This is a genomic window from Pseudomonas karstica (genome assembly GCF_009707515.1).
GTDB lineage: Bacteria > Pseudomonadota > Gammaproteobacteria > Pseudomonadales > Pseudomonadaceae > Aquipseudomonas > Aquipseudomonas karstica.
This window is the reverse complement of the sequence record NZ_WLYI01000087.1, coordinates 1-828: the sequence shown is the minus strand read 5'-3', so window position 1 is coordinate 828 and position 828 is coordinate 1. Positions and strand designations below refer to the sequence as shown.

Below are 828 nucleotides of genomic sequence, written 5' to 3'. Positions count from 1 at the left end.
TCCGCTGGGGGCGATTACCGCCTACCAGTACGACGAAGCCGGACGCTTGATTGCGCTGTTTCCGGGGGACGACGAGCCGACGTCCTACGAGCATGACAACGGCTTCGTTCGGGTTGTACGGCGCGGCGCGGCGGCCTGGAAATATCAGCGCAACGATCAGGGCGATATCACCCGCAAGACCGATCCTGATGGATTTGTTACTGACTATAGCTACAACAAACGCGGGCAACTGACCGAGGTTTGGTACCCGGACCATAGCTGTCAGCGCCTGAGCTGGAATGATTTCGGGCAACTGGTCGAGGAAAAGTTACCCAACGGTGGTGTACGGCGTTATCGCTATGACGATCTTGGCCGGCAGGTGGCTCGCGAGGATGAACATGGCGCGCTGACCCAGTATCAGTGGGACGCCGCAGGCCGTTTGCTGAAAATAACCCAACCGGGCGGCGCCACCCGGGAATTCAGCTACAACCCTTACGGAAAAATCACCGCCGAACGTGACGAGTTGGGGCGTGTTACTCGTTATGAGTACGCCGACGGCTTGCACCTGATCAGCCGTCGCATCAACCCGGATGGCAGCCAGCTCAAGTACCGCTACGACAACACCCGGTTATTGCTGACCGAGATCGAAAACGAGGTGGGCGAAACTTATCATCTCGAGTATCACGCCAACGGCCTGATCCAGCAGGAGATCGGCTTTGATGGACGGCGAACGGCCTATGCCTACGACCTCAACGGCCATCTGCTGGAAAAGACTGAATACGGCGATGATGACAGTCAGTTAGTCACCGGCTATGAGCGAGACAACGCCGGTCGCCTTGTCCGAAAAAC

General features: G+C 57.7%; 1 pseudogene. It reads left to right on the top strand.

What is annotated here, in order from left to right:
- Nucleotides 1-828 (top strand): annotated as a pseudogene (locus tag GIR22_RS25825) (type IV secretion protein Rhs); the annotation flags it as partial.